23 protein-coding genes are annotated in these 26,008 nt (G+C 40.1%); 2 read left to right on the forward strand and 21 right to left on the reverse strand.

The features are described 5' to 3' along the window. Positions 1-78: 78 nt before the first annotated feature. The 4 genes from I7804_RS01705 to I7804_RS01720 form a co-directional block, all read right to left on the reverse strand. On the reverse strand, positions 79-1,578 hold the full coding sequence (locus tag I7804_RS01705; protein ID WP_248404621.1) for an ABC transporter substrate-binding protein/permease: 1,500 nt from the start codon (positions 1,576-1,578) through the stop codon (positions 79-81). 190 nt (positions 1,579-1,768) lie between these two features. Further along, positions 1,769-2,845 (reverse strand): tRNA 2-thiouridine(34) synthase MnmA, encoded by a 1,077-nt coding sequence (gene mnmA / locus I7804_RS01710; RefSeq protein WP_074754898.1) that lies wholly within the window; start codon positions 2,843-2,845, stop codon positions 1,769-1,771. A gap of 81 nt (positions 2,846-2,926) precedes the next feature. Beyond that, complete coding sequence (locus I7804_RS01715) at positions 2,927-4,048, reverse strand: cysteine desulfurase family protein (RefSeq protein WP_248404622.1); 1,122 nt, start codon at positions 4,046-4,048, stop codon at positions 2,927-2,929. 350 nt (positions 4,049-4,398) lie between these two features. Then, a complete protein-coding gene (locus I7804_RS01720) occupies positions 4,399-5,721 on the reverse strand; it encodes an O-acetylhomoserine aminocarboxypropyltransferase/cysteine synthase family protein (protein ID WP_022754024.1) in 1,323 nt (440 codons plus the stop codon). A gap of 477 nt (positions 5,722-6,198) precedes the next feature. Here I7804_RS01720 and I7804_RS01725 point away from each other — a divergent pair, with 477 nt between their 5' ends. Then, positions 6,199-7,095: a LysR family transcriptional regulator gene (locus tag I7804_RS01725; RefSeq protein ID WP_022754023.1), complete on the forward strand. Its 897-nt coding sequence runs from the start codon at positions 6,199-6,201 to the stop codon at positions 7,093-7,095. A 182-nt stretch (positions 7,096-7,277) separates the two neighbouring features. Here I7804_RS01725 and I7804_RS01730 read toward each other — a convergent pair whose 3' ends face one another. The 9 genes from I7804_RS01730 to I7804_RS01770 all read right to left on the reverse strand — a co-directional run bounded on the left by I7804_RS01730 (position 7,278) and on the right by I7804_RS01770 (position 14,219). Continuing rightward, entirely contained in the window at positions 7,278-7,649 is a 372-nt protein-coding gene (locus I7804_RS01730; RefSeq protein ID WP_248404624.1) for a hypothetical protein, read from the reverse strand. A 204-nt stretch (positions 7,650-7,853) separates the two neighbouring features. Further along, on the reverse strand, positions 7,854-8,618 hold the full coding sequence (locus tag I7804_RS01735; protein WP_248404626.1) for a nucleoside phosphorylase: 765 nt from the start codon (positions 8,616-8,618) through the stop codon (positions 7,854-7,856). Positions 8,619-8,621: 3 nt separating this feature from the next. Then, positions 8,622-9,179 carry a GNAT family N-acetyltransferase gene (locus I7804_RS01740; RefSeq protein WP_092041651.1) on the reverse strand — a complete coding sequence of 186 codons (558 nt, stop codon included), beginning with the start codon at positions 9,177-9,179 and terminating at the stop codon, positions 8,622-8,624. Between the two features lie 13 nt (positions 9,180-9,192). Further along, on the reverse strand, positions 9,193-9,717 hold the full coding sequence (locus I7804_RS01745; protein WP_248404628.1) for a GNAT family N-acetyltransferase: 525 nt from the start codon (positions 9,715-9,717) through the stop codon (positions 9,193-9,195). A 450-nt stretch (positions 9,718-10,167) separates the two neighbouring features. Further along, positions 10,168-10,674 carry a hypothetical protein gene (locus I7804_RS01750; RefSeq protein WP_248404630.1) on the reverse strand — a complete coding sequence of 169 codons (507 nt, stop codon included), beginning with the start codon at positions 10,672-10,674 and terminating at the stop codon, positions 10,168-10,170. Beyond that, positions 10,613-10,969 (reverse strand): hypothetical protein, encoded by a 357-nt coding sequence (locus I7804_RS01755; protein WP_248404632.1) that lies wholly within the window; start codon positions 10,967-10,969, stop codon positions 10,613-10,615. The genes I7804_RS01750 and I7804_RS01755 overlap by 62 nt, the downstream gene beginning before the upstream one ends. A gap of 34 nt (positions 10,970-11,003) precedes the next feature. Next, on the reverse strand, positions 11,004-12,362 hold the full coding sequence (locus I7804_RS01760; protein ID WP_248404634.1) for an MATE family efflux transporter: 1,359 nt from the start codon (positions 12,360-12,362) through the stop codon (positions 11,004-11,006). A 110-nt stretch (positions 12,363-12,472) separates the two neighbouring features. Continuing rightward, the gene (locus I7804_RS01765) at positions 12,473-13,888 is read right to left on the reverse strand and encodes an FtsW/RodA/SpoVE family cell cycle protein (RefSeq protein WP_248404636.1); all 1,416 of its coding nucleotides are present in this window, start codon (positions 13,886-13,888) and stop codon (positions 12,473-12,475) included. Position 13,889: 1 nt separating this feature from the next. Continuing rightward, positions 13,890-14,219: a PadR family transcriptional regulator gene (locus tag I7804_RS01770; RefSeq protein ID WP_022754015.1), complete on the reverse strand. Its 330-nt coding sequence runs from the start codon at positions 14,217-14,219 to the stop codon at positions 13,890-13,892. Between the two features lie 812 nt (positions 14,220-15,031). Here I7804_RS01770 and I7804_RS01775 point away from each other — a divergent pair. After that, entirely contained in the window at positions 15,032-16,795 is a 1,764-nt protein-coding gene (locus I7804_RS01775) for a hypothetical protein (protein WP_248404638.1), read from the forward strand. Between the two features lie 96 nt (positions 16,796-16,891). On the opposite strand, the gene I7804_RS01780 is transcribed toward I7804_RS01775, so the two are convergent. The 8 genes from I7804_RS01780 to I7804_RS01815 form a co-directional block, all read right to left on the reverse strand. Further along, complete coding sequence (locus tag I7804_RS01780; protein WP_248404640.1) at positions 16,892-17,845, reverse strand: hypothetical protein; 954 nt, start codon at positions 17,843-17,845, stop codon at positions 16,892-16,894. A gap of 138 nt (positions 17,846-17,983) precedes the next feature. Next, entirely contained in the window at positions 17,984-20,575 is a 2,592-nt protein-coding gene (locus I7804_RS01785) for an ABC transporter permease (protein ID WP_248404642.1), read from the reverse strand. Further along, positions 20,572-21,267 carry an ABC transporter ATP-binding protein gene (locus I7804_RS01790; RefSeq protein WP_022756844.1) on the reverse strand — a complete coding sequence of 232 codons (696 nt, stop codon included), beginning with the start codon at positions 21,265-21,267 and terminating at the stop codon, positions 20,572-20,574. Before I7804_RS01790 ends, I7804_RS01785 begins: the two co-directional genes overlap by 4 nt. A gap of 300 nt (positions 21,268-21,567) precedes the next feature. Then, positions 21,568-22,566: a sensor histidine kinase gene (locus tag I7804_RS01795; protein ID WP_248404644.1), complete on the reverse strand. Its 999-nt coding sequence runs from the start codon at positions 22,564-22,566 to the stop codon at positions 21,568-21,570. A gap of 345 nt (positions 22,567-22,911) precedes the next feature. Further along, the gene (locus tag I7804_RS01800) at positions 22,912-23,616 is read right to left on the reverse strand and encodes a response regulator transcription factor (RefSeq protein ID WP_248404646.1); all 705 of its coding nucleotides are present in this window, start codon (positions 23,614-23,616) and stop codon (positions 22,912-22,914) included. Positions 23,617-23,870: 254 nt separating this feature from the next. Beyond that, positions 23,871-24,686 carry a hypothetical protein gene (locus tag I7804_RS01805; protein WP_248404648.1) on the reverse strand — a complete coding sequence of 272 codons (816 nt, stop codon included), beginning with the start codon at positions 24,684-24,686 and terminating at the stop codon, positions 23,871-23,873. Positions 24,687-24,698: 12 nt separating this feature from the next. Next, positions 24,699-25,520: an ImmA/IrrE family metallo-endopeptidase gene (locus tag I7804_RS01810; protein WP_248404649.1), complete on the reverse strand. Its 822-nt coding sequence runs from the start codon at positions 25,518-25,520 to the stop codon at positions 24,699-24,701. Then, positions 25,520-25,897 carry a helix-turn-helix domain-containing protein gene (locus tag I7804_RS01815; RefSeq protein WP_027206848.1) on the reverse strand — a complete coding sequence of 126 codons (378 nt, stop codon included), beginning with the start codon at positions 25,895-25,897 and terminating at the stop codon, positions 25,520-25,522. Before I7804_RS01815 ends, I7804_RS01810 begins: the two co-directional genes overlap by 1 nt. Positions 25,898-26,008: the final 111 nt, after the last annotated feature.

The raw sequence follows: 26,008 nt of genomic DNA on the forward strand, positions 1-26,008 counted from the left end.
TGCTATAAGTCTCAAAACAGCCTTAGAGACTATATGTCTTTTTCTTAATCTAAATTATGAAAATATTCCATTTTCCAATTATCTGTCGGATTTGCGAAGACTCTTCTCCCATCTGCCTACAAGCACTGTAAGGATCTCTACGATCACAAGATAGATAAGAGCTACAGCTATAAGAGGAAGGAACGGTTCATAAGTCTGGCTTCTGATAATATCTCCGCCTCTTGTAAGATCCATAAGGCCGATATAACCGCAGATAGAAGTCTCCTTAATAAGAGTGATGAACTCGTTGGCAAGTGAAGGAAGTACGTTCTTGACTGCCTGCGGAAGGATTATGTAGATCATAGTCTGCCTGTAATTAAGGCCAAGGCTGCGTCCTGCTTCTGTCTGACCTTCATCAATAGACATGATACCGCCTCTTATGATCTCAGCTACGTATGCACCAGAGTTAATGGCAAAAGCTATAACTGCAACCAGAATCTTGGATATATTAACTGACTGGAATACTACATAGTAGATGATAAGGAGCTGGATCATAGCCGGTGTTCCGCGGATGATCGTAAGATACAGCTTGCAGATAGCATTAAGTATAGGAAGTACACCGGTCTTATCATGAGCAACTCTTACGATACCTACAAGGAAACCTATGAACACACCAAGGATTACAGCACACAGCGCTATGATAAGAGTGTTCTTAAGTCCAGAGAGTACATATGCCCATCTGTCATTTTGTACGAAGTTCTGATAGATTTTGTCTACAAAACCCATGTTGGAAAAAGATGCATTGTCACCGCGAACTATCATGACCTGTTTACTTGTAACATATGAATCGGAGAAGTTGATGGACTTGGCTCTCTCCTGGGTCATAGTCATACCAGCGATACCAACATCAGCCTTGTGTGAGCTGACTGCACTTATGATAGCATCAAACTCAATATCCTCAATCTCGATATCCATATGAAGGATGTCACCTATAGCACGGATGATATCTATATCAATACCAACGACCTCATTGCCATCATAGTATTCATAAGGCTTAAATGCAGCATTGGTAGCTACTACCAAAGTTCCGTTCTCATAAGTAGTTCCTTCAGGACTTACGTATGGAGTCTTACCTTTAGTATCATCGCCTATATAATTGGCTATGATGCTGTCAAGTGTACCATCATCCTTGAGCTGAACCAGAGCATCATTGATATTGGCAAGAAGCTCATTATTGTCCTTGGCAACAACCATTGCATACTCTTCAAGAGCAAAAGGCTCATCTAAGATCACAAGACCGGGCTCTGTCTCTATAGAAGCAATAGCAGGCTGCTCATCTGCTATAACGCAGTCGATCTTGCTCTGCTTCAGAGCCTGAACAGCGTCTGTAATTTTATTAAATCTCTCTACAGTAGATCCATACTCCGGAGCTTCATAATCACTTGCATAGATATCGCCAGTCGTACCAAGCTGAACACCTATAGTAGCACCCGGAAGATCATCAACAGACTCGACGCTCTTACCCTTATCTTCTGCACTGCAGCCTGTTGCTGCCAGCATCATAATAATAGCTTGTAAAATTAATAATTTCTTCTTCATGTATATTTATTCCTATATAATTTATTTTTATGCAAAACAAACTATATCACAATTTTAACATTATGAAAAGTATAAATATGCATTTTATATTAATTTTCATCAAATCAGCAGGAGAGCACTATCATAAAGATCATAGAAAAACAAATACCTACAGCTAAAGTTATGATCACTTGTAAGCTGTAGGCATATATTATTTCCTAATTATCATTCCGCCACCTGCGATGAATTCACCATCGTAGATTACTGCTGCCTGGCCTGGTGTTGCGGCGCGGACTTTGCTTTCAAATTCAATTTTAATAGTGTTGTCATCAACATATTTTACGTGGCAAGGTACGCTGGTCTGAGAATATCTTACCTTCGCAGTATAAGTCTTATTCTCATCGAAGCGCTCCTCACCCATGTGATTGATGTCTGTTGCATATACAACATCGCTAAAAAGGTCATCATTAGAACCAAGGATAACATCTCCTGTCTCTGCATCTATTCCGGTTACATATACAGGGTGACCGAGAGCTATTCCAAGGCCTTTGCGCTGGCCTATTGTGTACTGGACTGTTCCTGTATGCTTGCCGACAACCTCTCCGTCTACCAGTTTAAACACACCTTTTTTGCCAAGAGTACCTGTCTCTTCCTTGATAAAGCGGGCATAATCGCCATCTTCTACAAAGCATATATCCTGACTGTCCTTCTTGTGTGCAACCGGAAGGTTTAACTTCTCTGCTATCTCTCTTATCTGGGGCTTGGTATATTCGCCTACAGGCATAAGGGTATGGGCGAGCTCTTCCTGAGTCAGGTTGTAAAGGACATAGGTCTGGTCCTTCTCAGCAGTCACAGACTTCTTTACAGAGAATCTTCCATTTGGGAGCTGTTCTACTCTTGCATAGTGGCCTGTTGCAAGGAAGTCTGCACCTATCTCGCTGGCGCGCTTTAGAAAAGCTCCCCACTTCACATATCTGTTGCAGGCAATACACGGGTTAGGTGTAAGTCCCTTAAGATATGAGCTTGTGAAGCGGTCGATAACATCCTTCCTGAACTCCTGCCTGAAGTTCATGACATAATAGGGGATATCCAGACACTCTGCTACTCTCCTTGCATCCTCTACAGCAGAGATTCCGCAGCAGCTTCCTTCTTTTTCTATCTTGCATTCATCAGACTGCCATATCTGCATGGTAGCTCCGATGACTTCATATCCCTGTTCTTTTAACAGATAGGCACAAACTGATGAATCCACACCGCCTGACATACCTACTACAACTTTTTTACTCATATATTACCTTACCTAATCTGAATACAAAAATGATCAAAGTACAATAACGATAAAAACAAATCCAAGTACAAAAAAAATTCATCAGGAAAAAAGCTCTGATAACACCTTCACAGTCTTATCTATATCATCCTGCGTATTCTCTCTTCCTATACTAAAGCGGATAGTCCTTCCGGCTTCATCCTCGCTCTTACCTATCGCAGTTAATACATGCGAAGGCTCTAAGGCTCCTGCGCTGCAGGCACTTCCGGCTGATGCACATATACCGTTTAGATCAAGCCTTATAAGGATTGTTTCGGCGCTTACATCCGGAAATGTTACATTTAAAGTTCCCGGAAGATGCTCATTTTCATTTTCATTAATAATGGCGCCTCTTATATTATTAAGAATCCCACTTTTAAGACTATCTCTTAAAGCACTTATAATAGCTGTATCTGCATCCATCTTGCAAGCAGCTATCTCTACAGCCTTGTCAAAACCTATGATATCAGCTACATTCTCAGTTCCGGGGCGAAGTCCAAGCTCCTGGCTTCCTCCAAATAAGAGTTTTGCAAACTTCTTCCTGTCTTTGATATATAAAAGGCCGATTCCTTTAGGCCCATACAGCTTATGTGCACTGGCGCTCAGAAGATCAATATTACACTCATTTACATCTATTTTCAAATGTCCAAAGGTCTGAACTGCATCTGTATGAAACAATATACCATGATCATGGGCTATTCTTCCTATCTCCCTGATAGGCTGGATAGTTCCAAGCTCATTGTTGGCATGCATTATAGATATAAGAACTGTGTCCTTACGTATAGCGTTTTCAAAGCTTTCAAGATCTATACGTCCGGTGCTGTCCACATCAAGATATGTAACTTCATATCCCTGTTCCTGCATGAAGCGGGCTGTATTAAGGACAGCCGGGTGCTCTATCCTGGTTGTTATAATATGTTTTCCCTTATCTTCACTTATCTTTACTCCCATGCGGATAGCCCAGTTATCAGACTCAGTACCGCCGCTTGTGAATATGATGCTGTCATATGGAGCATTTATAAACTGTGCGATATTCCTTCTGGCTCTCTCTACCTGCATTCTGGTTCTGACTGCAGGCTGGTAGAACGATGAAGGGTTCATATAATTATCAGTCAAAAAAGGAATCATAGCTTCTACTACAGCTGATTCCGGGCGGGTCGTAGCCGCGTGATCAAGATATATCATCATAATCCTCTATTTGGTTATTTTCCTACTACTTCACTAGGTATTTTAAAAACAAACATATACTACTGTCAACATGCCCTTAATAAAACATCAAGAAAGCCGCCCTCCGAATGACATTCGTCACCGGACAAGCGGCCCTCAGGTTATAAGGTATAGGAGATTTACAGACCAGAGTTTGAAAACTATTTCAAACAAGTATCGGCAATTATACTTTTTGGTATGTAGTTGGCAATTTATTAAGGATTAAAATGGCAAATTTTGTTGTTACACTGTACTTTGTTTCTGACTTACAAGTCAGATTTTATATAAGGTTTTGATACTATATCTTTGCTTTATATAGTTCGCAAAACTTATACTGCTTTTTCTACGAGCTCAGGGCTAACCTCTGCTACTGCCTTGAAGCCCTGCTCGAGATCCCAGAGAATGTCGTCGATGTGCTCTGTTCCAATTGAGAGACGGATTGTGTTCTGGTAGATACCAGCCGCCTCAAGCTGCTCAGGTGTCATCTCTGCATGTGTTGTGTCATAAGGATGGATTACAAGGCTCTTAACATCTGCTACGTTAGCAAGAAGTGAGAAGATCTTAAGTCCATCGATGAATGCATATGCTTCCTTCTGGCCACCCTTGATGTTGAATGTGAAGATTGAAGCGCCTCCATTCGGGAAGTACTTGTTATAAAGCTCATGATCAGGATGATCAGGAAGAGATGGATGGTTAACCTTCTCTACAAGAGGGTGATTAGCAAGGAACTCTACAACCTTCTTGGTATTCTCAGCGTGTCTTTCAAGACGAAGTGAAAGTGTCTCAAGTCCCTGAAGGAGGATCCATGCGCTGATAGGTGCAAGTGTTGCTCCTGTATCTCTTAAAAGGATAGCTCTTATGTAAGTTACGAATGCTGCAGGGCCTGCTGCGTCTACGAAGGATACGCCATGATAGCTTGCATTGGGCTCTGTGAACTGAGGGAACTTACCTGAAGCCTTCCAGTCAAACTTACCGCTGTCTACAATGATTCCGCCGAGTGTTGTTCCATGTCCGCCTATGAACTTGGTCGCAGAGTGTACTACGACATCTGCGCCATGTTCGATAGGTCTGATAAGGTAAGGTGTTCCAAATGTATTATCGATCACAAGCGGTATGCCGTGCTTATGAGCAAGCTCTGCAAGTGCATCGATGTCCGGAATATCCGAATGAGGATTTCCAAGAGTTTCAATGAAGACTGCTTTAGTCTTATCGTTAATAGCTTTTTCAACTTCGTCAAGGTTATGTACATCTACAAATGTTGTGCTGATGCCATATCCGGGAAGTGTCTGATCAAGGAGGTTATAGCTTCCTCCGTAGATTGTCTTTTGTGCTACTACGTTGTCGCCTGCCTTAGCAAGTGCAAGTATTGCATATGTTACAGCTGCTGCTCCTGCTGCAACTCCAAGTGCTGCTACGCCGCCTTCAAGAGCTGCTATTCTCTCTTCAAGTACGCCCTGAGTTGAGTTTGTAAGTCTTCCGTATATGTTACCTGCATCTCTTAAGTTAAATCTGTCTGCAGCATGCTGTGCACTGTGGAATACATATGATGTTGTCTGATAGATCGGTACTGCTCTTGAATCTGTAGTAGGATCCGCCTGTTCCTGACCTACATGTAACTGTAATGTTTCAAATTTGTAATTATGTTCGCTCATACTCTCATCCTCCGCTTACCTTATCATTTTTTGTTTGATGATTTTTTTGCAATGATCTTTATATTGATCATTTCGTTATTGTTATCTTTTGTGTTGTCCTATTCGAATTAGGTTTCTTGCTGTTGAAATAACAATACACTATAGAGATGAGCTTGTATAATTCCTAAATCCAAGAACTTGTTATAGCCTAAAGCTATAACTACGTAGCTATTATTACCAGCTAATCAATGACATATTGTTTTAACCATGGGATTTACAATGTGGTCCATGAAACGCATATCAGTTTCCTATAACACCGGCTATATGTATATTGTTATTCTATATAGGTCCAAACAATGGTATATTTATGTAGGATACCAGTACTAATCTAGTATTAGATAAAGCCAACTATTCAATAAATATAGTAAAAGGGCCGATCAAATTCACTTTAGTTAAAGGCTCTATTACCCACAAATTCACCACATCACGAGGTTGACCATGACACTACAGCAGATGAAATATGTAATAGAAATTGCAGAACGCGGTTCCATCAATGAAGCTTCCAAAGCTCTCTACATATCACAGCCAAGCCTGTCAGGAGCTGTGCGAGAGATTGAGAAGGAACTTGGGATCAGCATCTTTTCAAGAAGTAACAGAGGCATAACACTTACTACAGAAGGCAGTGAATTCGTAGGCTATGCCCGCCAGATCTTAGAGCAGTACAAACTCATGGAAGACCACTATCAGGGCAAGCCTGAAAACGAGAAGAAATTCTACGTATCTGCACAGCACTATACATTCGCTGTAGAAGCTTTCTCCAAGACTATATTAAAAGCAGGAATGGATGAATATGACTTCGCCATATACGAGACAAGAACAAGCGAGATAATCCAGGATGTCAAGAATATGCGAAGTGAACTTGGAATCCTGTATCTTAACAACTTCAATGAAAAAGTACTAAGTGATGATTTTAAGGAGAACAATCTGGTGTTCACAGAGCTGTTCACCTGCAATACCTACGCATATCTAAGTTCAGATCATCCTCTTGCCGGTGAAAAGAGTGTATCCATAAGCGACTTGGAAGAATACCCTTGCCTATCTTTCCATCAGGGAGAGAAAAATTCCTTCTATTATGCAGAGGAAGTTCTGAGCACATATCCTTATAAAAAAATAATCCATGTAAATGACAGAGCGACTGCCCTTAATATGATGACTCTCTTAGACGGTTTCACTCTGTGCAGCGGTGTCATCTGCAAAGAGCTCAACGGAGATGGATACACATCCATCCCTCTTCAAAGTGATGAGGTAATGCGCATAGGCTATATCAAGCGATCTGACACCAAGCTATCTCCAATCGCCAAGCAGTTTATAAAAGAGATGAAAAAATATGGGTAAAGAGAATAGACTCTTCACCCATATATGAAATACTAGCAAATATGCCGTACATAGAAATACATTCCTGTATTTCTGGGCATGTACTAGATACATCCTGTATCTCCGTACATAGAAATACATCCCTGTATTTCTAGGCATGTACTAGATACATCCTGTATCTACCTACTGTGTGAGCTATCCTATCATACCAAAAACTCACCGTAAGATCCCGGATAGCCCTTTTTAAGAGCTTTGTTGAACTGACTGCGAAGGCGTCCATATGCAAGCCATGCAGAAACATATTCCATGATAAGGATCATGGCAAAAATAGGGATTATGAACATAAACAGATGTGTTTTGTCTTGCACTGCTGTGTTACTTAACATCGAAACTGTCATGAATACAAACAGTATAAGCATAATAGCAAATGAAACGATCACATTCTTCTTTTTAGAATTAACATGCTCTGTTATGCTTGCATTTATCTGTGTAAGCTGGTTCTTGTTTAGCTGTCCGGCCTCTATGGCACGTTTAGTATTGTCATCTAATGATTTGTACTGAATTCTAACTAACATAAAGTATATCTCCTATTTCTTAACCCATTTGCAAAAACGGTTTTCATTTTTGCGTACAAATTCATATATTATCACGACAATAGAGGCTTGGCAAGCCAAAAGGACAAAATCCTCCTGTATCACACAAAGAAAATCCCACAGCTATGCGGCTGCCGTGTTGGAAATATCAACAATGCTCTTTTTATGAAAAACATCATTGCTTTATTAGAAGTTTCTTAGAATATCAAGTCCCAAGAGCAGCGCCTTTTCATGAGAATCTTTTCCGAAGTCTCTGGCGTCGTATTCGTGAACGTTGGAAAGAGAATCGGCGGTAAAAAGGAACTGACCAAAGCTTGCACCTCTTTTCCTGCAGCAGGCTGCAAGAGCTGCGCATTCCATTTCAACTACCTGGCAGCCTTCCTCCAGGCGGTAACTAACCATGTCTTTGGTCTCTCTAAAGAACCCGTCTGTAGTCCAGGTGGTACAGGGGATGAATGGTAGGTTATGCTTTTTGAAGGTATCTTCTATTGCTGCGATAGGTTCCTTATCCAGTTCTATATATCTTGATGCAGGCATGTAGTGGTAAGATGTACCTTCATCTCTCAGAGCCTTTGTTGGCACAAGGAATGCATTCTCAGGAAGCTCTGCAAGTACGCCGCAGGAGCCTACTGCGATTACTTTCTTGCAGCCGCAGGATACCAGGGTATCCATAAGTGATGTTGCTGCCGGTGCTCCTATAGTGGACTGCACAAGGCCGATATCCTCCTGGTCCTCATGGAGTATGTAGATGTTGACGTTGTGAGATACTGTTATAAATTCTCTTGCTACCTTAGCATTATGCGCCTTGGCATATTCATCTACTACGTCTCCAAGGAAGGTAAAAAGGCACTTCTCAGGGAGTTTTGTATCCTCAAAGTCATGGTCAGGTGCAATGACTTCAAGCGATGTGTCGTCGTATTCTAAAACCGGGATTTCATTTTTGGTTATCATATATTATTCCTCGTCAAAAATATTCGCCATGATTATCTCATCAATGTAAGTGCCGTCTTTAAGTTTGAAGGCTCTTGGGTTTACGCCATATTCCTTAAAGCCGAATTTCTTGTAGAGATGTCTTGCTCTGTCGTTGTCTGCAAATACGCCAAGTTCTACCTGCTCAAAGCCGTTCTCTCTGGCCTGTTCAAGGGCTGTCTTCATCATGAAGCTTCCAAGACCCATGCCGGTATACGTCTGGCGGATGGACATTCCAAGGTATCCGCGGTGGAGATATTTTACATGTGGTCTTACAAGGGTAACTCCAAGATCACCTACTACCTTGCCATCAACATAGGCTGTTACCATGAAGTCTCTGTCGCTTTCCGAAACACCTTTCAGGATTTCGGTAATTCTTTCCAGATTCATCTGACCATCTTCTGGTTCTCTTGCCATGAAATGGGTCTCGGAAGAAGTCAACTCTCTATGAGTTTTGATCTGCATGGCATCTTCAGGGCCTGCACTTTTTATAATGGCTATTTCACCATTGGGGAGTTGGTATTGCTGTTCTTTGATTCTCATGTTTTTTCCTCTTTTATAATGTGATCCAGTATCTCTGCAGAATTTCGCCGTCTTCATCTGTGACCTCATTTTCAAGGACTCCACCGTTATTCATTATGGACTTGGCAGAGCCTATATTGGTCTTATGGCAACTTATAAGGACATTTTCTATTCCAAGCTTCCTGCATTCTTCAAGCGCCATGCCAATCATCTTAGTAGCGTAACCTTTACGTCTTTCTGAAGGTCTTATGCCATCGCCTATATGTCCGCCTTCTCTAAGAAGGTGATCATTCAGGTAGTGTCTTATGTTGACTGCACCAAGGAGTCTGTTCCTGTCTTCATCCAGAAGGAAAAAAGTTGAGTCTGGAACAAGTCCGTCTCTTGCTTCCTTAAGTTCCAGATTCTCAAGATAGTAATCAAAATCGTGATAATCATTTTTAAAGATCGCATAAGGTGAGCGATCAGTATTATTTTTGACCTGGTCTTCTTTCCATTCATCGATCATCTCACCAAGCTGGTGTTCGTATTCTTTTGTTAGTTTGATCAGCTTAAGACTCATTTTTTCTTTTCTCCTATTCTGTATTCGTATTTCTTTTGGTAAAAAAAATCCTCATCAAACTGAATTAGTATGATGAGGAATGAATTCATAGGTATATCTTTTGAATTGCTTGTTTTTATATAATATACTGCAATTCTCTTATCCTCATCAGTTCAACACTTTTAAACCCCTGATTATTATTCACGGATTTGGTAGTGAGCATTGAATTGACGAGTCTAAGCATTTTCATTTGTTAACCTCTTGGTTCAATATTGGTGAAGCTTTCGATACCAATTTGTGGAGTTAATATAAGGATAACTCATCACCTCACATTGTAGGTATAATTGGTAATCGTTTGATTGAATTTCAGAAAAATATTAGTTGTAAGTATAACTGTCAGATTATTTTTGTCAATAATAAAAGGCATACAGTAGCTTTATTGCTACTATATGCCCTATATTTATGCATGAATTACTTTTTATGTTCTTTATCAGCAAAATACAATGGAATCAGCGTTACGAGTAGTACTATGAGCCCTGCGATAAAAACAGCATTTGTAGGCAGATACTCAGTAAATCCGTACTCATCTACAAATTCGCCGCTATTCTTGATAACAGGATTGGATATAAACGGCGCGATCACCATAGGTATCAGCACGTAAAAGACAATCCTAATCCCCTCAAACTGTCCTCTTGAATCCTCAGGGTAAAGACGCTTTGACCATACTGTGATGGTCTGTAGAAAGAGAATATATCCAACGCCAACAAACAGCATTCCTGCCATAAGATTTGGATTCCATATGGTACTCGGATCAACGTTTGTAGGTGATACGAAAAGCCCAATAGCAAGAAGCCCAATAGAATTCAAAATTATCGCTACAAATATCAGAAGCGACGATCTGTCAGCCTTTATAAGCTTAATAGCAGGAATAGTCACAAACATAGCAACAATAAGACCCACGCCTTCTATAAGTCCCATAGTGTCTGCTGTAAATCCAAGATAATAAATCATGAAGTTCCCAAGATGTACAAACAAGAGTCTTTCTATTACCCTTTCTGTCGGAGACACATCCAAAAAGAAATGTAGAAACTGTGGTTGCTGCTGCAGATATTGCAAGCATCCATGAAATGATAGTCGGGTCCTTGGCTATCTTGGCATATACAAAGGTGTTAAACCACTGATTCTCCATATTCCAACATAGCTGCCCCGCAAGTCCAAGAAGCCAGATAAGTAGCCAAAAACCAATACCGCTTTTTGCATTATTTTTACCCATATTAAGCCTCCCGTTTATAGATTGTGATGGCATGTTATAGCGACTGATCGATTGCCATCCTCTTTTTGAAGTACCTATACCTCATCCAGGCTGTGATTCCGCTTATCGCCCATACGATTCCGACAGACCACCATATTCCCCACAGGCCGATTGCAGGGATTGCTGTCAGCATGAAGGGAACTGTAAATCTTCCAAAGACTTCTACTATTCCATTAAATAGGGCAAAAAAGGAATCTCCAAGACCGTTCAATACGCCTCTTACAACATAGATCATTCCAAGCATCACATAAAAAAAGCTTGTTATCTTGAGGGCCTTCGCACCCATAACAATAACTGGTTCGTCTTCAACGAATAGCCTTATCATATACTCGCCGAAAAGCTGTATTATAGGCAGCATCAGTACTGAGAAGATGAACATAAGCAAAAGGCCTTTGTGGTAGCCTTCTGTAATCCTCTTTTTCTTGCCTGCTCCGTAGTTCTGGCCGGTAAAGGTTGAAAGGGCTGCACCAAGTGTCTGGTAGGGCTGGTGGATTATCTGCTCGATTCTGCTTGTAGCTGTGAATGCGGCAACAGCTATTTTGCCATAAGAATTAACAACCTTCTGAAGGGCCATACATGATATTGCGATCAGGGAAAACTGGAGTGACAGTGGAATTCCTAGTTTGAGAACTTTAATGGAAATCTGCGTGTCATACTTCATATCATCTCTTGTCATATGGAAGTATTCGTTTCTTGCTATCGCATATAAAAGGCAGCTGATGCCTGATATAAACTGAGAGATCACAGTTGCAATACCTGCGCCTGCTACACTCATATGCAGTCCGCATACGAAAAGTACGTCAAGACCAGTATTCAGAATACATGAAAAGACAAGAAAATAAAGGGGAGTCTTGGAGTCTCCCAGTGCTCTAAGCATTGAAGATGCATAGTTATATAGTGATACAAAGATAAGACCAACACACATGATCTGCATGTAGAGAACTGCATCACCCATGATATCGTCCGGTGTTCCCAAAAGAGCTAATGTGGGTCCTGCCAGAAAGAAGGCACAGATTCCCACGATCAGAGGAAATACCAGCATTATATAACCTGTATTTACGATACAGGACTTTATTTCTTCTACATTTCCTTTTCCAAAAAACTGTGATGTTATGATTCCGCCGCCGCTGCCAATACCATTGCAGAGCGCGAAAAACAGAAACGTTACAGATCCTGTTGCACCTATCGCTGCCAGGGCATCTGCTCCTACGAATTGTCCCACGATAATAGAATCCACCAGGTTGTAAAGCTGCTGGAACAGATTACCGATGAGCATGGGTATCGAAAATTGTATTATAAGTGCGACCGGATTACCCTCGGTCATGTTTAAGATTGATGTTTTTTGATTTTTCACTTTAGACCTCGTTTCTTTCAATCTAAAGTTTATATGAGTGGGCAAAGAAAAACCAGCAACTTTTTATCATATGTTGCCGGTTTTTTATCATTTTGGGTGAAGTTTGAGTTTTATAATAATCTATAGTCTACTGATACGTGTTTTGGATAGATACTCTTGTATTTGTATATGCTAAGAACTATTCCTATTAGTATATACGTAACTATGATATAACTTCCGCCGGAAGACATAAGTGGCAGGAATGTTCTTGAAGGCGGGAACCATCCAAGATTTTGAAAGATGTTGATAAAAGTAGTTACAAGAAGCACCATTCCGCAGCCGCATCCCATGAGCATTCCAAGCTGATTCTTCTGCTTAAGTGATATTCCAAAGACTATCGCAATAAGAGCTGCAAGTGCGCATGCAATAAGTATTCCTGCGATCAGCCCGTATGTAATTGATATATATGAAAGAACGTATGCTGAGTTATATTCAGGTATTGTAATACTTGCATCTACTCCGTTACTTCCATAGAGTCTGCAGGATGCTGCTACATTTCTTAATACATTAGTAAGATAATTTGCTTCGCCGCTGCCTGTAAAAAAGGCTACGAGTCTTGCCTTCTGATAATCTGCTAATCCATTTCCAAAGAACATGACTATGGATCCGATCACCGGAAGTCCTACAAATACGCCCCATATTGATGCTATTGCTATAGGATTTGAAACCTTGAACCAGCCTTTTGCTATTGCAATCGTAAGTAGTGTAAGCATTGATATCAGCATCATAAGAGCTGTTACAAGTGCTGGCATCTGCATTACAAGAAAAACAGGGACGATCATCCAGAAAAGTATCTTAATAAAATCAAATACTGCGCTATGTTTTTTTATTGAAAACTTATTCCTTTTGATTGAAGAATCACTTTCATCAAGGCCATTGCCAGATATATCCTTACCTGCTTGAATGCTTACATTCCTGTATTTATAAAGTATACCTGCAAACACAGGTACATACAGCATCATCACCGCTTCAACATTAATATCTATAAAGAAAGCTCTGACCCATAACTGAGCTCCGTTAATGTATGTTCCAAACATTCTTGCATAGATACAAAGACCAATCAGACAAAGAGCAATCAATTTTGAAAATCTTGCAACATGCGTATAATCAACAAAATATATTGCAAGCATTACAAGAAAACCTGCTCCAAACATGATCATTGTTTTACTGGACTGGTTATAAACACTACCTTCAGCACCGCTTGCGATTGCAAAGTGTATAAGCGCTGCAGCAATACTTATAACAAATACAAGAGCTATCATCCCCCACGCAATACTAGGTCTGTGAACTCTATCTAGTGCAATTCCGGTTTCTATGGGATCTCCCATATCCTTTACTGCCGCCCTTACAGCTTCATCCTTATCCATTCCGCTTGCGATATTGTCATTAATCTGGTCTTCCAGGTGGTCACGCAGTTCTCTCTCAACATATGGTCTTACGTTCTTACACCGGATCTGTTCTATTACTGCCTTTAAATATTCTTCCATTTCAAGCCTCCATTACAAGTACGTTACAAACCGCTTTCTGATAGGTGTTCCATTCCTGAGTCTTTTCTTCAAGCTTTTTTTTACCTTGTTTGGTAAGGCTGTAATACTTCCTGACTTTGCCAAGAGCTTCCTGCTCATATACCGTAACGAAATTATTCTCTTCAAGGTTATGAAGAAGAGGGTAAAGAGTGCCTGCCTTAAGCTCAAATATATTCTGAGATTTCTTGCGAAGAGTGTCGATCATCTCGTAGCCGTACATGTCCTTCTCAGACAAGAGTTTTAAGATCAGCATAGTCATGCTTCCGGAAATTAAAGATTTATCAATAGCCATAGTGTCCTCCTTGTTGTAGTTATCTGAAATGTTTAGTTTTTATAAAATATATAGGCCGCCGATATAGTGTGTAGATTATCTATATACTATATCGGCAGCCTATATATGTCAACTATTTTATTCAGCATCAGATAAACATCTAAAAAACGAACAGGGTCCCAGGTATTTCTACCCGGGACCCTGCTGCTATCTTTATAGCAAAACTTCTGACTCGAGCATTTCCCCAAATGCTCATCCCCACTTTTTCCACACTTACGGATGTGAACTAATTCATCTGACTTTACTTAAGATAGTAAGTCTTTCAGTTTTCGGATTAGCCTCTTATGAAGGCTACTCCAATGAACCGTTAATAATAAATTTCTTGGGTGATTTACTATTACGTTTCACTTATTTGCAGCAGGCACAAAGCTATAATGTCATTGCTTTTCGGTCCTTCTAAGCGCCGGCTACATGTTCACTATACAATGACTAAAAATGTCTATCTCAATTTTCTGACGAAATGCACGTTTCACCCGACGAACTGCATAAAATGCGATATATCGTCATACTATTCGAAATATCATTTATGCGCAATCATCCAATCAAATCCTTATTAACTCTATGTTTATCACGTATTGTATATGTTTTAACGTTTTTTAAGCAAATATTTTGACGCTCTATTTACGTTATAACGTACGGTTTTTCCGATGAAATGCACCATAAATGTACTCAAATGCCCAAATCAAAACTCAAACTGACATATTGTATACACAAAGTATACATGTGATAATTAATATCAATTAAATTGAATATATAGGAAGGAGATACTTTTTATGGGGAACTATCGTAACTTCACTCTGACTACGTACTTCGTAGCTCAGGCAACTGCTACTATCACAGAAGAAGATCTTGAGAAGCAGCTTTCTTTTATACTTAAGCACATAAGACTTGATAAAGTATACCTTGAGCCATGGCGCGGTCTTATGGCTTCGCATGAACAGGTAGAGATGTGCAAGAGAGTATTTGAAAGACACGGAATCAAAGTCTCAGGCGGGATCACTACTGTAATCCCAACTCCCGAAGGAGACAAAGAAAAGGCCAGGCTTTTTGACACTTTCTGTTATAACGATCCCAAGATGAGAGCAAAGCTCAGGGAAGTAACAAGCTTTTTAGGGGCTCATTTTGACGAATTTATAATAGATGATTTCTTCTTTACTAACTGCATGTGTCCGGAATGTGTTAAAGAAAAAAATGCCTTTAATAAGTCTCATGGCATAGAAAGCGGATGGCAGGAATACAGACTTGATCTTCTAAAGAGAATCAGCAAAGAAGATATAATAGCTCCTGCAAGAAAAGAAAATCCGAACATCAAGATCACTATCAAATATCCCAACTGGGCAGAAAGCTACCAGGAAACAGGCTATAACCCTAAAGAACAGCGCGAGCTTTTTGATAACATCTACACAGGAACAGAGACTAGAGATCCTGTATCAACTGATCAGCACCTGCCAAGGTACCTTAGCTACAGCCTCATGACCTATTTTGAGAACATGTGGCCAGGTCATAACGGTGGCGGCTGGTTTGATACTTTTGATATGCATATCACAGAGCATTATCTTGAACAGGCTTACCTCACAGCCTTCTCACAGCCAAAAGAACTGATGCTCTTCTGTTTCCAGTCAATATATGACAATATGTTCACGCCGTCCCTTGGATTCCAGCTTGATAAGCTTGATGATGTTATGGACAAGGCCGGAAAACCTGTTGGAATCACCTGTTATCTTCCTGACAACTGCCAGGGCGAAGACAATATTCAGGACTTCCTTGGAATGGCGGGTCTTCCTATAGTATGCAGTCCATATTTTCCGGACAAAGAAGATCAGATCATGCTCACAAGATCGTCAGCATATGATCCCGATATTATTGAAAAGCTTGAAAAGTACCTTAGAGAAAAAGGCGGCAACGTCCTTGTAACAACAGGATTCTGGGAAGCAGTAGGTGAAAAGGGCTATGACCTTACATCAATAAGGCTTCGTGGAAGGAAGATAAGTGCAAACAGATACAGAATTGAAAGCGCCGCTGCAAAAGGGCATCCAACTTACTCATTCCCTTACAGCGATAAGCCTGTAACTATCCCTGTAGCTGAGTTTAGAAACAACTCTACATGGGCTGTTGTTAAAGCTTCCCATGACGAAGAAAGCTTTGGAATACTCCTGCGCGATGATTACTGCGACGGACATATCTGGACAATTGCAGCACCTGACGCATTCCCAGATTATTACAGAATGCCATCTCCTGTACTTAGCCGCATAAGACAGGCACTTTCTGTTAATGGAATATGGTTTGAAGGACCTTCAAGAATCAGCCTCTTTGCTTACGACAACGATTCCTTCATCATATATCCATATGTAATGGACAACGTACAGCATGAAGAAATACTCGTACACGTCGCAGGCGCCAAAGCCTTGGAAGCATCTCCCAAGCGCTTCCCTATGGAGAATAGCCGAATAGAACCGCTCTATTATGAAGGCGACGAAGCAGTGTTCAAACTAGGCACAGATCCTGGAGTATTCAGAATCTTTTCAATAATAAGATAAAACATAAAAACAAAAACCCCTTCGGATTTGCCGGAGCTGACAGCTCCGGCAAATCCGAAGGGGACGATACCTTAATATATGGACGATCTGGCTATTTTACTCTCTCACAGCCTTGGGTTTTGCAAGATTTATGATCTTGTTCGCTGCAAGGTTTGTAAGAAGAAGGAGCTCTACATCATCCCTGTACTCAGGCTTTGCGAAGTAGTAGGCATATGTCTTAACAAGAGAGAAGATGTTAGCTGTCCTACCCTCGATCTTGAAGTTCTTAAAACCCATGGGTATATATTTGTCCCAGATAGCATCAGGGCTTATGTGAGTTTTGTACTTCCTTGTAATGGACGGCATTGAGTTATCGCCGTAGGAGCACTCCCATGGAATAAGGGGTTTTTGCTTATCCTTTGGAAGCTTTCTGTTCTCTAATGTGATTCTGTTATTCTCGCCTATAACCCTGTAATGCTCTGCTCTTCTGGGGCAGTCCGGAATGCAGCAGGCGTTGATCAAAACTTCGCATCTTTCCTTGTCGATGATCTTGTCTAGTTCATCGAAATGGTTGTTCATATTGTAATCAAGAACTACGAGGTTATAGTCTTTTTTCAGCTCCTCATTAACACCGTCAATAGTTCTGATGCACTTGCAGGTAGAGCTGTTGAGTTTAAGGTTTGGATGAGTCTTTCTGATATACTCTTCAAGAATAGGAGATACTACAAGAACTCCGTTCAGCTTCTTTTTAGTATCGATCTGATCAAGGCAGAAATTGCAGTACTCGTTCTCTAGATCAGCTTCTGTGATAGTCGGATTGGTATAGGTATATCTTACAGCAACGTTCTTGGCATTAATAGCTCCTACAACGCCTGTTACATATTCTCTTGCGCACTGATCTCCTGCGCTGTATCTGCCGCTACTCCAAAGTGATGCTGGAAAATCGCCAAAGACAGACGAAATCTTAACGCCTTCTCTGAAATACTTCGGAAATCTTTCAAGCATGTCTATAAGTAACATATTAAGTGGAAAATTATACCTAAGCCCCGGTATATGAAATAGTGCCTCCATAGCTGTATCCCCCTAAAAAATATGGTCTGCCCACGAAATAGATCGTGAGCAGATAAGAAAAAAATACCTTATGCACTATTCATTTTACAATTATTGCTAATAATTCTCTTCCCATATATTGCTTTTTTGTACCAGTATTTATACCGCATCTTCTTTTAACGTTTCGATTATATTGTCATCTTTGATCTTATGGATACTTAGGCCCATGCTGATACCAAGTATTGCAAATACCGCAGCTATAACTACGGCATAGAAATCCAGATTGGGCTTAAAGGCATAAAGAGCCGAGTCAAATGAACGGTACATCATATAGCTTATGAAAAGTGATAATGGAATTCCCCATAATAGAGCCTTAAAGCCATAAAGGAATACTTCAAGCCATATCATCTTCTTAAAGCCTTTATTATCAAGGCCCACTGACTTGTACATTGCAAACTCTTTCCTTCTAAGGAGTACTCCTGTAGAGATAGTGTTAACAATATTGGCAACAGCTATGAGAGTTAATAGTATGGAAAAACCGTACATAGCAGTGTTCAGCATAAGAGTGATAGTGTCCATGATCTTAAGAGAACCTGTAAGATCCTGACAGAAATAGTTATGATAACCTTCCTCGTTCAAAATCTCATTGATCTTAGCAAAGACTTCTTCGTTATTACTACACTCTACGCCAAGATCGAGAGTGAGCTTATCAGCTGGCAGCACCTCTTTGGCCTTATCATAATATACTGACCTTGGTACATAGACTGTCATCATACCAGCAGGTGTGTACTTATAAACCTTATTGTCATCACTATACGGTACAATAGCTGCAACTTCGATTGCAGGTGGGAATCCTAAAGCTTCATCATAATGAAGGCTCTGACCTATGATCTTATCATTAAAAACAGGCGTATCATTTTCTTCATGGAAATAGCTGTTTAGAAGGACGCCTCGTAATTTTCCGGAATAATAATCATCCCTTGAAAGACCATTATCATCCAGTATCTTGTCAAAATCCTCATCATCAACTATTGCTACAGCCATAGTATAAAGGTCAAATGCATCCGGCTTATCCCTAAAGCTCTCTGTAAGGAAGTCTCTATTTGCTATATCTGTATTTGCAAGAGTTGTATGTATGTCATCAGGCTTTTTCTTAAATGTAAAATGGATCATGCCGGCGCTATAGACAGCTTCTACTCCGTCTATTTCTTGGATACGGCTTCTAAGTCTGTCGCTTTCATCAACCGAACAGGATGCTATGATCTTATAAGGAATATCAACGTCATATCTGTTAGCCCTTGCAATTGATCTGCACATAAAATTAATAGTAAGAAAAAGGATTATAGAAACTGCAATAGAGACTGTAATAACCTTGCCCTTTATTCCGTTTCTTTTGATATTCTTATAGGCAAGCTCTCCTTCGTAGCCGAATATCTTGCTAACAAGAGGATTTACGCGAAGCTTTCTTGCCTTTACCTTGATAGTCGTGCTCTGTCTAAGGGCATCGATAGGCATGATCCTGGCTGCCTTAATGCCGGGTACCAGCACAGATATCAGAATTGTAAGTGCAGCAAAAAAGACTATAGCTATAACCACAGGCATCTGTACTACTATCGGAATCGTACCTCTCATTCCTTCTGCGCCTGCAAGTATATCCGCTTCAAGGATCCTGCTTCCTAAAGCAGCAAGTGTAATCCTGGTTCCAATATAACCAAATAATAGTCCAAGAGGGATGCCGACCATTCCAAGGACGAATCCTTCGTAGTAGATTGAAAATCTCTTATGCCTGGCAGTTGCACCAACACTTGCCAGCATTCCAAGATATCGCATTCTCTCTGTAAGAGACATACCTATTGAGTTGAATATCAATATAATTGAAGTTCCAATAACTATAGCAAGTGCAATCCCCAGCATTACAAAAAAGTTCTTGTAAGATCCGCCGCTTCCTTCAAATGCAAACCTGCTTAGCATATATTCTGTATTTATAGTATACTTCTCTATTCCATACTTTTTTGCAAGATCTTTGACCTGTCTGATGGCAGAGCTGTCGCACTTATCCAGCATTATAAAAACCTGCGCTTTATCCTGAGAAGGATAATAATCTTCATCAAGTCCCCTAAGGATGTCCCAATCCTTGGTAGGCCTGTTACCATGCAAGATAGCAGTAATAGTGCAGGTCTCAACAGACTTTTTCTCAAAGCGTTCACCTGATCTGTAGTTACCTCCCAGATAAGAAAAGCCTTCAAGATCATCATCAATATATCTGTAGCCTTCCTCAAATGTGAGAGTATCGCCTACTTTCAGATCAAGGCCGTCATCTTTTAGGAACTGCTCTTCTACAGCAATCTCTGATGAATCTGATGGAAGTGTACCATCATAGTCAGAAACAACGCTCATAGAATAATCTCCCATGGTTGCATGCTCTATATTGCCAACTTTATATCTTTCTTCTGTATCTGTTATAAGACGTACGCCTGTCTTCTCCTCGTCGAGTTCTCTAAGTCCGACAGTTTTAAGGCTCTTATCTTTAAGCAGCGCCTGATACTGAGCTCTGGATACTTCATCAAAAGAAGCATGTGCAGAGCCGGAAGTCTGAACTGATATATAGCCAAAAAAGTTAAAGAAAGAGAAAACTCCCAGAAGTATCGCACTGATAAGGGCTGTTGAAGTGGCAATGCCAAGAATTGTAACAATAGATCTTTTTTTATTCTCAAGAAGATGCCTTAGGGTTAGTTTGGATATGATATTCATGATGCCATCACCCCGTCTTTCTTTGAATCTCTGGTAATATGGCCATCTTCTATAGTTATCACTCTGTCTGCTGATAGAGCTATCCTCTCATCATGAGTTATTATGATAACTGTCTGATTGTTTTCCTTATTGAACTTCCTAAGAAGAGAAATGATCTCCTTGCTGTTTTCAGAATCAAGGTTACCTGTAGGCTCATCTGCAAGAAGAAGAGCCGGATGATTCATGAGTGCTCTTCCTATAGAGACTCTTTGCTGCTGCCCGCCTGACAGCTGGTTTGGAAGGTGTGATAATCTTGCTTTTAGCCCTAGCTTGTCTACGAGTTCATTAAGAAGATCCTTATCAGGCTTCTTGCCGTCAAGAAGGATTGGAAGTGTCATATTCTCTTCAACGTTCAGGATTGGGATAAGATTGTAAAACTGATATATCAATCCGATATTTCTCCTTCTAAAGATAGCAAGTTTGGTTTCATCAAGCTTACCTATGTCAGTTCCTGCGATATTGCAGGTTCCTGATGTAGGTACATCTACTCCGCCAAGTATATGCATAAGTGTAGACTTACCTGATCCTGAAGGCCCCACGATTGCCACGAACTCTCCCTGTTCTACGTCAAAAGAGACATTTTTAAGAGCATCAACTCTTGTCTCTCCTTGTCCATACACTTTACATAAGTTTCTGATTTCTAAAATATTCATCGTATAAGTATCTCCTTTCTCAGTGCAAAAACATCTAATATCCAAGTGAACTTAATCGGTAATAGTTTTTCTATTAATTTGATGAAAATGCCAAAAGAATCATTCACCTTTGCAATCTTTTCTTGTTCACTTGTGTTTTGCTGTTCTGAGAATAGATTATCGTAAAGACCTTACTATCAAATGACTATTAGATTACAATTTAGTCATATATACTTATATCTCTACATTTATGATTAATGCCAGATAGATCTGCAATCCATTGTAGATACTACGTCTGTATACATATATTGTCTTCCTCTTTCACAGGATTGTCTTGTAGAATCTAACTTTGAACCTGGTTCCTTCTCCTTGCCTGCTCTCTACAAGGATATCGCCGTGCTGACTTGTGATTATAGTCTTTGAAAGAGCAAGCCCTATTCCAACACTGTCTTTTCCCGCATTACTACCCTTATAGAATCTTTCAAAAATGTGTGGAAGCTCATCTTCTGCAATTCCGCAGCCATTATCCTTTATTTCTATTTCTGAATAAATGTTGGTTTCGTTTGCAGATATTTCAAGACTCCCGCCTTCATCTATATGTTCAATGCAATTTTTCACAATATTCTGAAGAGCTTCTATGGTCCAGTTTCTGTCGCATTTTATGAGCATCTTTTTATTATCATGGTGATATGAGATGTTTTTAAGCTCAAGCTGAATCTCAAAAGGTTTCATCACTTCTGTGATAAGCTCGTCTGCCCTTGCTACTTCCGGCTTCATAGTGATAGTACCTGCATCTATTTTGGATAGTTTTAGAAGCGTCTGTATAAGCCAGTTCATTCTGTCAAGCTGATGGGACTGAGTCGTAAGAAATTCAGTTCGTTTATGCTTATCATCTTCTGTCATTAATAGATCATTCATCACTATCATAGATGTAAGCGGAGTTTTGAGCTGGTGGCTGATATCTGCAATAGCATTGGACAGAGCCACTTTATCTTTGGAAAGAAGTTCTTTTTGATGGCGAAGGGTTGATGTGGCTTTATAGATATTGGTCTTTAACAGTGACAGCTCACCTTCTTCCTGATCCAGGATATTGGGAGCCTCCCCGCCTGCAAGTACTTTCTCAAGATAGGAGCTAAGAGCACTGATGTCTTCATACCTTTTCTTGGTTATATAGACAAAGCCGCATGTTATAAGACTTCCAAGCCCGGTAAGTAGAATAAATGCGGCTATGCCATAAAGTGCATACCCGCATATAGAAGCTATAAGAGTAACCAGCGCTGCTGCCATGATCATTGTCCGTAAATCTTTGTTTTTAAGCATATAGGTTTTCTCCGGTTTTAGTACAAAAGGTTATTAGCAACCGTCTCACTTGGACGGACCAGCATCCCCAAAGCCTTTACAGTGATAGGCAGTATATAAGTCATTTTCACACTGTTAATCATTTTATGAATTCATGGCATGATATCTGTAGCTTTTTATTCTGGGGTCCAAACTCGCTTCGCTCAAACATGTGGACCCCTGGCAGAATAAAAAGCTCCATCTATCACACTCATGAATTCTATAAAATGATTAAAAAGCGTGACAATAACTTATATACTGCCTATCACTGTAAAGGCTTTGGGGATGCTGGTCCGTCCAAGTGAGAAGTTTTAGCAATTATATATTTTATTTATCAATAATATATCCAAGTCCTCGTACTGTCTTTATGATCTGAGGATTAGAAGGATCTTTTTCTATTTTATCCCTTAGTCTTTTGATATAGACAGTGAGTGTATTGTCGTTAACAAAATCTCCGTTAACGTCCCACATATCTTCAAGTAGCTGATTTCTGGACATGACAGTTCCTCTGTTATTGCAAAAGGCAAGAAGCAGCCTATATTCCAGTGCTGTTAGCTCAGCCATCTCCTCTTTGCCTGTGTCGTTGACTATTCCTACTTTGGCTTCACTTATATATATACGAACATTTTGAATCTGAAGAATGCCTTCATTATCTGCGTTATTCTCTCTGCCATGGCCACTTCTTCTGAGTACTGTTTTGATCCTGGCCATTAGTTCATTGATCCTAAAGGGCTTACATACATAATCATCAGCTCCCATTTCAAGTCCCATGACTACGTTGACTTCTGCATCGCTGGCTGTTAAGAAGATTACCGGTACATCTTCTTTTCCTTTAATATATCTGCAGACATCGTATCCGTTTCCGTCAGGAAGATTGATATCAAGTATGCAAAGGTCATATTCATTTTCTGCAAATGTGCTCAGCGCCTCGCTCTTGGTCCTTACATGAACCACTTCGTAATTCTCTTTTTCCAGCGAGTACTTAAGCCCCATTGCAATTGCATCATCATCTTCCAGCAAGAACAGCTTCATAGATATCTCCTCAAAATCAGTGTCCCGGTTGTTGTCTCTACCATCATATTACAATACTGAAGCTTTTACATTACAGTTTTGTCACAATTTGTTTTATATTACATTCTCTTATATAGTAAAAGACGAGTCATAAAAAGAGAATCGTATCATTCTACGATTCTCCTTAATCCTATAGATTTCAGATCAGTGAGAAAACTTGTTTCTTTCTCACAAGTAGTTATGGCATACAAAAAGTGACGCCAAATTGACGTCACTCACTTTATACTCTTGTAGCGAAGATTACCGTTTTGCAGAAGCTCAAATTTCCCTGCATATATTTCATCAAACACCTGCTCACATGGCACCTTACAAAATCTCATTTCCTTTGAAGCATCGTAAACTCTAAAAGTCGTCTGATTCTTACTGAGATTGTCTTTAAGATAAGAGTCTATGTATGGCTGCGCTTCTTCCCTTGTCATATGAGCATCTATGCTAAGACGCATAAAGGAAGACAGAACACTTATACACCTTGCTCCCCCGAGACTTACTATGCCATTTCTTGCATTTCTATCATCTGAACAAAAGACATATATCTGCTCTCCAAACTTTACAGCAAGCATCTGAAGCAGAACATAGCTTTTGAGTTCTCCAAGATTATTTCCTGCTCCGATTTCATCGCAGTCCTTCGAAAGCTCCTCCAGAAATTCATCCTTGGAAATCTCTGCATAATTAAGATTCTGCAATCTCTTGAAATTATCTACAAAATAAGCGCGCCTGTATGCTTCACATCCATTTTTCAACATGTTGGCATAAACTGCAGCAGCTGAATCTGCGTATATATCCCTGAGTTCATCAAAAATCTCGCTGTCAGTAATGCATGAAACAACGCCTGAAGATATCTTCGCATCAAGCCAATTAGGAGAACCTGCTATGTTATGCCTCCTAAGCTCTGTCCTGATCTGTTCATGACAGAAAAAGCGGTAACCCGGCATCTTTGTTATACGATCAATCAGCCTGTCCTGATCATCTTTTCTTACAAGATGCGTCTTAGAAATAAAGTCTGTATCAAGGAGTGCATACTTTTCTTTCACTATATGCCCACCTTAAACTTCCATACGAAAGCCCTTTCTGATTTTTTCCAGATACTCTGTATCCGACTCCTCACGACTTTTTATAAGAAGCTCCTGTTCTCTGTTATACTCCATATTGTCAAGTAGACTTCCGAAATAGGTAAGAGCTCTACTATTTTGCTGCCAGGCCTGAGCCTTTCCAGTGAGTTTTATTCTTTCGTCAATATAGTCAGATTCTGTTTCAAGAAGTTCTTTTGCCTTTGTATTTGAAATATTGTGATTCTCCAAAAGTCGCATGACCACAGCCTTAAATGGCAGGGCAAAAAGTTCCATAAGTATAAGTATGTCATCAACAGATATCTTATCCTGTGATATCCCATAAATCTTTATCTGCTCATCAAGCATGTTATCGGGCATCAAAAGAAGTCCTGCGAAGGCATTAGCTTCAAGATCCTCCTGTGACATTGCCTCATCATCAGCAGTTTTAGAATCAAGAAGTGACCCGACAGTTATTGTCTCTGGATCAATATCCTCCGCATAACAATGGATGTGGTACAGCTCATGTGCAACAGCAAATATCTGTTTGCACATAGCAAGTCCAGAATTAACACAGAGGAATATGGTTCCTTTTTTTACAAAAGTAAAAGCCCATAGCTCATCATCATCAAAAGGATATCTGAGTACTTCAAGGGGCAGATCTCTTTTCCTTGCATAGTTTTCAGCAATACCAAAGATAGAATCGCGGATTATTGTAGTTCCACAATAATTCACAGCAAATGACTTGGCTCTGGCATTAATGCTATCAAATTGCTTAGGCTGTCTTTTAAACAGACTCTCATCAAGTACACTTCCCATCAGTCATCCTCCCAAGGCTGCATCATTGTGTTTCCATTTTCACGTACTCTCTTATGAAAAATGATCATGTCTGAAAGTTCATCAGCAAGTTTCAGAGCACGCCTTGCCTCCTCTGACTGAACCTTGCCCATAAAAGCATGCACGATGTTAGTATCTTCACGTCCGGAAGATATCTTTGTAAGCTCCTCCATTTTAACGCCAAGGTAATCCGATATAGACTTAAGCTCGATGGCATTAATCATACGTGAGCCATTCATCATTTTGTTCACAGTCTGTTTATTTGTTCCAAGGGCTTCTGCAAGATCCGTCTGCTTTTTATTCTGTTTTTTCAGCAGGGCACTTATGTTGCCTGCGATAATCATATTCATATCAACCATATTGCTACCTCCATAGACAATATATGTTTTCTCAGCCTCATTATATTACGTGCACGTGCATCAGTCAATTTTTTGTTTACCAATTGGTGTCATCATCCTCGTTAGTAACTA

This window comes from Butyrivibrio fibrisolvens, from assembly GCF_023206215.1.
In the GTDB taxonomy this organism is placed as follows: Bacteria; Bacillota; Clostridia; order Lachnospirales; family Lachnospiraceae; genus Butyrivibrio; species Butyrivibrio fibrisolvens_C.

Bases quoted from the DNA above. Each gene is read 5' to 3' on its own strand.
- I7804_RS01705 (WP_248404621.1), bottom strand. From the start codon at position 1,578: ATGAAGAAGAAATTATTAATTTTACAAGCTATTATTATGATGCTGGCA.
- mnmA (WP_074754898.1), bottom strand. From the start codon at position 2,845: ATGAGTAAAAAAGTTGTAGTAGGTATGTCAGGCGGTGTGGATTCATCA.
- I7804_RS01715 (WP_248404622.1), bottom strand. From the start codon at position 4,048: ATGATATATCTTGATCACGCGGCTACGACCCGCCCGGAATCAGCTGTA.
- I7804_RS01720 (WP_022754024.1), bottom strand. From the start codon at position 5,721: ATGAGCGAACATAATTACAAATTTGAAACATTACAGTTACATGTAGGT.
- I7804_RS01725 (WP_022754023.1), top strand. From the start codon at position 6,199: ATGACACTACAGCAGATGAAATATGTAATAGAAATTGCAGAACGCGGT.
- I7804_RS01730 (WP_248404624.1), bottom strand. From the start codon at position 7,649: ATGTTAGTTAGAATTCAGTACAAATCATTAGATGACAATACTAAACGT.
- I7804_RS01735 (WP_248404626.1), bottom strand. From the start codon at position 8,618: ATGATAACCAAAAATGAAATCCCGGTTTTAGAATACGACGACACATCG.
- I7804_RS01740 (WP_092041651.1), bottom strand. From the start codon at position 9,179: ATGAGAATCAAAGAACAGCAATACCAACTCCCCAATGGTGAAATAGCC.
- I7804_RS01745 (WP_248404628.1), bottom strand. From the start codon at position 9,717: ATGAGTCTTAAGCTGATCAAACTAACAAAAGAATACGAACACCAGCTT.
- I7804_RS01750 (WP_248404630.1), bottom strand. From the start codon at position 10,674: ATGGGACTTATAGAAGGCGTGGGTCTTATTGTTGCTATGTTTGTGACT.
- I7804_RS01755 (WP_248404632.1), bottom strand. From the start codon at position 10,969: ATGGGTAAAAATAATGCAAAAAGCGGTATTGGTTTTTGGCTACTTATC.
- I7804_RS01765 (WP_248404636.1), bottom strand. From the start codon at position 13,888: ATGGAAGAATATTTAAAGGCAGTAATAGAACAGATCCGGTGTAAGAAC.
- I7804_RS01770 (WP_022754015.1), bottom strand. From the start codon at position 14,219: ATGGCTATTGATAAATCTTTAATTTCCGGAAGCATGACTATGCTGATC.
- I7804_RS01775 (WP_248404638.1), top strand. From the start codon at position 15,032: ATGGGGAACTATCGTAACTTCACTCTGACTACGTACTTCGTAGCTCAG.
- I7804_RS01780 (WP_248404640.1), bottom strand. From the start codon at position 17,845: ATGGAGGCACTATTTCATATACCGGGGCTTAGGTATAATTTTCCACTT.
- I7804_RS01785 (WP_248404642.1), bottom strand. From the start codon at position 20,575: ATGAATATCATATCCAAACTAACCCTAAGGCATCTTCTTGAGAATAAA.
- I7804_RS01790 (WP_022756844.1), bottom strand. From the start codon at position 21,267: ATGAATATTTTAGAAATCAGAAACTTATGTAAAGTGTATGGACAAGGA.
- I7804_RS01795 (WP_248404644.1), bottom strand. From the start codon at position 22,566: ATGCTTAAAAACAAAGATTTACGGACAATGATCATGGCAGCAGCGCTG.
- I7804_RS01800 (WP_248404646.1), bottom strand. From the start codon at position 23,616: ATGAAGCTGTTCTTGCTGGAAGATGATGATGCAATTGCAATGGGGCTT.
- I7804_RS01810 (WP_248404649.1), bottom strand. From the start codon at position 25,520: ATGGGAAGTGTACTTGATGAGAGTCTGTTTAAAAGACAGCCTAAGCAA.
- I7804_RS01815 (WP_027206848.1), bottom strand. From the start codon at position 25,897: ATGGTTGATATGAATATGATTATCGCAGGCAACATAAGTGCCCTGCTG.